The 7,353-nt window shown below is 28.0% G+C and carries 8 protein-coding genes and 1 tRNA gene; all 9 read left to right on the top strand.

All coding sequences use genetic code 11. The features are described from left to right. The first annotated feature begins 93 nt into the window (after window positions 1–93). Window positions 94–267, top strand: a complete 174-nt coding sequence (gene rpsU, locus RI76_RS01950; protein ID WP_017192463.1) for a 30S ribosomal protein S21 — start codon at window positions 94–96, stop codon at window positions 265–267. Between the two features lie 240 nt (window positions 268–507). Beyond that, entirely contained in the window at window positions 508–792 is a 285-nt protein-coding gene (gene ybeY, locus RI76_RS01945; protein ID WP_017192461.1) for an rRNA maturation RNase YbeY, read from the top strand. 42 nt (window positions 793–834) lie between these two features. Next, window positions 835–1,722, top strand: coding sequence for a GTPase Era (era, locus tag RI76_RS01940; RefSeq protein WP_017192460.1), 888 nt, complete (start codon window positions 835–837; stop codon window positions 1,720–1,722). Window positions 1,723–1,775: 53 nt separating this feature from the next. Next, window positions 1,776–3,134: a glycine--tRNA ligase gene (locus RI76_RS01935; RefSeq protein ID WP_017192459.1), complete on the top strand. Its 1,359-nt coding sequence runs from the start codon at window positions 1,776–1,778 to the stop codon at window positions 3,132–3,134. 30 nt (window positions 3,135–3,164) lie between these two features. Further along, a complete protein-coding gene (dnaG, locus tag RI76_RS01930; RefSeq protein ID WP_017192458.1) occupies window positions 3,165–5,060 on the top strand; it encodes a DNA primase in 1,896 nt (631 codons plus the stop codon). Window positions 5,061–5,145: 85 nt separating this feature from the next. After that, on the top strand, window positions 5,146–6,399 hold the full coding sequence (locus tag RI76_RS01925) for a sigma-70 family RNA polymerase sigma factor (protein WP_017192457.1): 1,254 nt from the start codon (window positions 5,146–5,148) through the stop codon (window positions 6,397–6,399). Then, window positions 6,396–6,842, top strand: a complete 447-nt coding sequence (locus tag RI76_RS01920; protein WP_017192456.1) for a class I SAM-dependent methyltransferase — start codon at window positions 6,396–6,398, stop codon at window positions 6,840–6,842. Before RI76_RS01925 ends, RI76_RS01920 begins: the two co-directional genes overlap by 4 nt. An 85-nt stretch (window positions 6,843–6,927) precedes the next feature. Further along, window positions 6,928–7,004, top strand: a tRNA-Arg gene (locus RI76_RS01915). Window positions 7,005–7,127: 123 nt separating this feature from the next. Further along, on the top strand, window positions 7,128–7,316 hold the full coding sequence (gene rpmF / locus RI76_RS01910; protein WP_017192455.1) for a 50S ribosomal protein L32: 189 nt from the start codon (window positions 7,128–7,130) through the stop codon (window positions 7,314–7,316). Window positions 7,317–7,353 lie beyond the last annotated feature (37 nt).

Below are 7,353 nucleotides of genomic sequence, written 5' to 3'. Positions count from 1 at the left end.
TTTTTTTCAAGCAGAAGACGGCATACGATATCGGTCTCGGCATTCCTGCTGAACCGCTCTTCCGATCTGCTACATAAGGGGGGGATTGTGAAAATGCCTAAAACTATAGTTCGCGAAGAAGAAAATATCGATGACGCTTTACGTAGATTTAAAAGAGATGTTTCTAAATCTGGTAACCTTGCGCAAGCTCGTAAAAAAGAGTATTATGTTAAGCCAAGTGTAGAGAGAAAAAATCGTAAAAAAATCTTAAAAAACAAAAAACATTAAATTATTTTTAATAAAATAAGCTACCTATCCAAAAAGGTGCTTTTTTTTATTTAAAATATAATTTTTAGTATAAAAAATATTACATAAATTACATAAAAGGAAATTAAAAATTAATATGATTATTAAAATACATAATCAAACCGACATCAATATTAAACCTTTTACTAACACTTTATTCAAAATATTTAGTTCTTTTGAAACAAAAAAAAACTACATATTGTCTTTATAGATAATATTAAAATGCAAGAAATGAATTTGTATTATCGCCAAAAAGATTATCCTACTGATGTTTTGACTTTTACCAATGATGCCAATGACGATTCTTTAGGGGATATTATCATTTCTTTACCCAAAGCTTTTGAACAGGCGGATAAATTAAACCACAGTCATCAAAGAGAAATCAGTTTTTTAGCTGTGCACGGATATTTACATTTAAAAGGTTATGAAGACGAAACAGAAGAAGGATTGTTGGAAATGATCGAAATACAAAATAAAATTTTAAAAGAGCATAATTTAGATATATAGTTGTTTAAATATAATAATATCAATTTTTAAGGGGGGGAATTAGTGTTTAAATCAGGTTTTATTACTATGATAGGCAATACTAATGTAGGCAAATCTACATTATTAAATTCTTTGATAAAACAAAAAATTTCTATTACCAGTTCTAAATCGCAAACTACTCGTAATAAAATTATAGGCATCATTAATGATCCTCATTATCAATTAATTTTTGTAGACACTCCGGGAATACATAAAGAAAAATATTTATTAAATAACAATATGAATTCTGTAGCAATGCAAAGTATTAAAGACGTGGATATTGTTTTATTCGTAGTTGATCGCGAATGTACATCCAAAGAAGAAAAAATTCTACAAACTATTCAACAACATAATAAAAAAGTGATTTTAGTAATTAATAAAATAGATGAAATTAAGCAAAAAATTTTAATCGATAAAATTATTTTTAGTTATTTAGAAAAATTTCCTTTCGAACATATTGTTCCTCTATCTGCTATAACGCAACAAAACGTAGATATTTTGCAAGACAAAATTTTATCTTTAACAGAAGAAGGTCCGCTTTATTTCGATAAAACCATGGTTACTAACGTGAAAGAAAAAGAAATGATTTCAGAATTAGTCAGAGAAAAAATACTTTATCACGTGCACGAAGAAGTTCCTCATGCATGCGCTGTCGCAGTAGAAGATATGCGCCAGATGGAAGAATATCCTTCAATGTTGGAAATTTCGGTTTTAATTTTAGTAGAAAAACCTAGCCAAAAGAAAATTTTAATCGGCGCTAAAGGCGAAAAAATAAAAAGAATCGGTACAGAAGCTAGAAAAGATATCAACAGTACTTTAAACAAAAGAATTCATCTGAACATCTGGATTAAAGTGGAAAAAAATTGGCGCAATAGAATGAATTTATTAAAACAATTAGGATATATGCATTAAATACGATAATAATAAATATATTATTTATGACAAACATAGCAAAGGATAAAAACATGTTATCTTTAAAAGAAATAATTATTTTTGCTAAACAAAATGGTTTTGTTTTTTCAGGTAGCGAAATTTATGGCGGTTTATCGAATAGTTTTGATTACGGCCCCTTAGGAACTTTATTAAAACAAAACATTAAACAAGCTTGGAAAAAGAAATTTTTTCAAGAAAGAAATGATAATGTTTTATTGGATAGTTCTATTATAATGAATTCCCAAATTTGGGAAGCCTCCGGACATTTAAAAATGTTTATCGATCCTTTAACCGAAAACAAAGACACTAATAAACGTTATAGAGCTGATAAATTAATTCAAAGCCACGATCCTTCTTTTGATGTCAGTGCCTTAACTTTTGAAGAAATGACGCAATATTTAATTGAGAATGAAGTTTTAGAAACCAAAAATTGGGCCCCTGTTAAAAAATTCAATATGTTGTTTCAAACCAATCAAGGGGTTGTTATAGAAGAAAATAAGCCTTTATATTTAAGACCAGAAACTTGTCAAGGAATTTTTGTTAATTTTAAAAATATTTTAAATTCTACTAGGAAAAAATTACCTTTTGGAGTGGGTCAAATCGGCAAATCTTTCCGTAATGAAATTACACCAGGTAATTTTATTTTTAGAACTTGTGAATTTGAACAAATGGAATTAGAATTCTTTTGCCAACCCAAAACAGATCAAAAATGGTTTGCTTATTGGAAAGAATATTCTTATAATTTCTTATTAGAATTAGGGATTAAAGAAGAAAATTTAGAACTAAAAGATCATAAAGAAACTGAATTAAGCCATTATTCTAACGCTACTTCTGATATTTTATTCCGTTTCCCTTGGGGTTTTGATGAATTATGGGGAATAGCATCAAGAACTGATTTTGATTTGAAAAATCATCAAAAATATTCTAAAAAAGATTTACAATATTTTGATGAAAATACCAAAGAAAAATACTTCCCTTTTGTTATTGAACCTTCTTTAGGGGTCGAAAGGTTATTTTTAGCTCTTTTAGCTGACAGTTTAGAAATAGAGCAACTAAAAGAGGCAGCTTCACGAACAGTGTTAAAAATTCATCCTTTTTTAGCACCTTATAAAATAGCTATTTTACCTTTGATGAAAAAAATTCATCGTCATAAAGCAGAAGAATTACAAAAAAAATTATCTAATTATTTTGAATTAACTTATGATGAAAACCAAAGCATTGGTAAAAGATATAGAAGACAAGATTCTATAGGAACTCCTTTTTGTTGTACGGTAGATGATCAAACTTTAGAAGATAATACGGCAACAATTAGAGATAGAGACACTATGAACCAACATAGAATGCCTATTGAAAAAATCCGCGATTATATAGAAAATAAATTATTGTTTTAAGAATTGTAAAGTGGTGAAAAAAGTGATTTTATGGATAAAATAAAGGAATCTTTCATTGTACAAATCAATGAAAAAATACCCATTTATGAATTAGTTCTTAAATCAGGTGTGGTCTTAAAAAAACAAGGAAAAAACTTTATGGGTTTATGTCCTTTTCATCAAGAAAAAACACCTTCTTTTTCTGTTTCTAAAGAAAAAAATATTGCCTTTTGCATGTCTTGTAGTAAAGGCGGTAAACCAGTTACTTATTGGCGTCAATTGAAAAATATTTCTACTGAAAAAGCGGTAGAAGAATTATGCGAACAATTTAATATTGATTTGCCGAAAAAAAAGAAAAATAATAAAGATGTTTTATATGATGTATTAAATTCTGCGCAACAATATTTTCATGATTCACTTTTATACATTATCGACAACATTAAAGATCACCCTTTAGAACGTTATTTATTTCAAGAAAGAAAACTGACTTTAGAATTGATTAAAGAATTTGGTTTAGGTTATGCTTACGATGATTTTAACTCTCTTAAAGATTATTTATTAGAGAAAGGTTTCTCTGCTAAAACTTTATTGAAATTAGGTTTAATTAAACAAAGATCTAACAATGAAGAAGAATATTATAATTTTTTCGTAGACCGTTTGATGTTCCCTTTGACTGATGAAAAAGGTAATATTGTTGGTTTTTCAGGACGTTTGACTAAAGAAAAAGAAAAATATCCGAAATATTTATTTAATTCAGAAAACACTTTATTTAAAAAAAGTAATCTTTTATATCGTTTATACCAACATCAAGAAGACATTCGAGCTAAGAACGAAATTATTCTAACTGAAGGTGTTTTTGATGTCATAGCTTTTTACAAAAAAGGGATTAAAAACGTAGTAGCCACTTTAGGAACTAGTTTTACGGAACAACACGCTAAATTACTTCAATCCAGAAGTCAAAATTGTTTAATTATTTATGATAGCGATAATGCAGGCAAAGAAGCGGCTCTGAAAATATCTACTTTACTCATTAAACGTAATTTTAAAATTAAAATAGTGACTTTGCCTGATAATCTAGATCCAGACCAATACATTTTACAAAAAAACACAATCAATCTTTCTTCTTTACAAGAAAAAGCGAAAGATTTTGTCTTTTATAATGTAGAAGAATGGAAAGAACAGAACCAAAGCGATGATGAAATAGAGTCTAAAACCGTTGCCTTATTGAAGTATTACGATCTAGAAACTAAAAGATATTACGCGAAAGAATTGTATAAAACATATCAAATTTCCTTAAATTTAGCTAAACAAAATTACGATAAAGAAAACAACTTATTCAACGATAAAAAAGGTTATCAACTCTTAAGTCAAATCGCCAACAGTTCAGATAAATTCATTCATATTAAAAAAATGAACAAAAAACAATATAACGAAACTGACAAACATATCATTATTGAAATTTTGTTAAGTGATAAGTTTTTACCATTAATTTACGAAAAAAGCGTTATTATTTTTTTAAATAATTCGGTGTTGATTGATATTGTTGCCAAAATCAAAGAATATTATGAAAAACATTTGCCTGAAGAAAACATTCACATCAATCGACATGTGGATTTAGACAGATTTGCCGTTCTTTATGAAGATTTTTTTCAAGAAAGAAAAGCAAAATTCGATTTTGATCTTTTCAAAGAAGATATTGAAAATAGTTTTTTATTTAAACAGAAACAAAACCTACCACATTTAGAAGATGTGAAAAAACTTTTATCGAAGAAAACACAATTAGATGATTTTGCCAACATAGAAGAAGAAATCGCTTCTTTAGAAAAAGACTTAACTCAAATGATAAACAACGAAGAAGATATCCGCCAGATAGAAGAAAAAGGGCAAAAATTAATCCAAAAAAAGTTAGAACTTCACAAAGTAAGAGAAAAGTTAGCTAAATTATAAAAACCAATTAAAAGAGACTAAAATCAAAGTCATCTTATCATTATCGTAATAAAATTGTATAAAATAAAATTAATGGGTGAAAAATATGAATTTAAGACAAACAATAAAACAGACATGTAAAAAACATAATTCCAAACTAGCCAAAGATACGACTATAAGCTCTATTAATGTTGCGTTGAAAAAAAAGTTAAGATGGGTTAACAGTTTTAATAAAAATATGGTTCCTTTTAACGAAGAAATTATCAAATTTTTAATCACTCAAGATAAAAAAATTAAAAAAGAAAATATTAAAAAACTAAAAGAACAAAAATTGAAAAAAAATAATTTATCTTTTGAAGATGATGAAAGTAAAGAAGATTACCAAGAAGAATTGAATTTAGAAAAAATTTCTAATTCAATTAAAGTTGACGATCCTGTCAGAATGTATTTGAAAGAAATCGGTCAAATACCTTTATTAACGCATGAAGAAGAAAGAGAAAATTCGAAAATGGTTTATGAAGGAATTAGAGCACGTAAACAAATGATTAAATACAAAAAAAAAGAAATAACTCTAACTTCAGAACAAATTCAAAAAAACCATGAATTAATCAAAAAAGGTTTATTAGGTAAAAGCAAATTAGTAGAAGCGAATTATCGTTTAGTAGTTTCTATCGCTAAACGTTATATTGGGAGAAAAATATTATTCTTAGATTTAATTCAAGAAGGTAATATGGGTTTAATGAGAGCGGTAGACAAGTTCGATTATAGAAAAGGTTTTAAATTTTCTACTTACGCCACTTGGTGGATTAGACAAGCGATCACCAGAGCAGTAGCCGACCAAGCAAGAACAATTAGAATTCCGGTTCATATTATCGAAACAATGAATAAAATTTCTCGTTGTAGAGGCAAGTTAACGCAAGATTTATCCAGAAAAGTAGACAATCACGAAATAGCTAAAGAAATGAATATTAAAACTAAACAAATCACTGATATTCAGATGATTGAAAAAGAAACTATTTCTTTAGAAACTTCAGTCCGAGAAGAAGATGATTCTTCTTTAGGCGATTTCATTAGTGACGCTAATGCTGTGTCTCCCCACGAATACATGTTGCAGGAAACTTTAAAAAATACTTTAGATGAAACTTTAGAAGAGGCTTTAACCGTAAGAGAACAACAAGTTTTAAAAATGAGATACGGGTTGTTAGATGATCGTATTTACACTTTAGAAGAAGTCGGCGCTATGTTTGGTGTTACCCGCGAAAGAATACGTCAAATCGAAGCGAAAGCTTTAAGGCGCTTAAGATCGCCTTCAAGACAAAATAAATTGAAAATGTTATACAAAAATATTAACAAAAAATGATGAAAAGAATTGATTTTATCGCTTCTTTGCTTCAAGGTTATCATAAGGTTGCAGATATTGGAACAGACCATGGTTTAGTGTTAAAAAAAGCTTTTGAACAAGGTTATATTCAAAAAGCGATTGCTTCTGATATCAATCCTCAACCGTTAGAAAAAGCACGGGCAAATTTAGAAAATTATCCTGTGGAATTTTATTTAAGCGACGGATTTGAAAATATCCCTTCCTCTTTTGATTTGGCTTTAATTGCTGGTATGGGCCCTTATACTATTATCCATATTTTAGAAAAAACTTCTCATATCGGAAAACCTTTCATCTTAGGTTGTCAAGGAAAAATCCATCTTTTAGTCGAATGGTTAAAAAGAAACCATTATAAAATTCAAAACCATTATATTGTTCACGATAAATTTAATTATATGTTTTTAAAAGTCATCCGAAATAAATGAAATTTAATAAAAAATGAAGATTTTTTTATTTTGGATGGTAAAAAACCATTATTTCAAGTATAATAATAGTTGTTTAAAAGGTTTGGTTTGAGTAGCTCAGCAGGATAGAGCAACGGCCTTCTAAGCCGTGGGTCAGGGGTTCGAATCCCTTCTCAAACGCCATTGTAAAAAAAGACGAATTAAGAAAAAAATTTGTAAAAAAAATTAAATAAATATTTTATTATCAAATAAAGCATTTTGGTAAGAAAGTGTTTTATTTGATAATAAAAAAAGGAGATGAAAAAAATGGCTGTTCCCTTTAGAAGAACTAGTAAGACTGCAAAAAGAAAAAGACGCACACATTATAAATTAAACAAACCGACTTTAGTAGTATGTCCGGAAACTAATAATTTTACTTTACCCCATCGTGTTACTCTTAATAGTGGTTATTACAAAGGAAAATTAATTTTGTCAAAGAAAAAAAAAGATAATTAACAATATCCTATTTTCCCAAAAAGATATTAATTATCTT

The organism is Milkweed yellows phytoplasma str. MW1 (genome assembly GCF_000309485.1).
Taxonomy (GTDB): domain Bacteria; phylum Bacillota_I; class Bacilli_A; order Acholeplasmatales; family Acholeplasmataceae; genus Phytoplasma.
The sequence above is the reverse complement of the archived record's forward strand: the minus strand, read 5'-3'. Positions and strand labels throughout refer to the sequence as shown.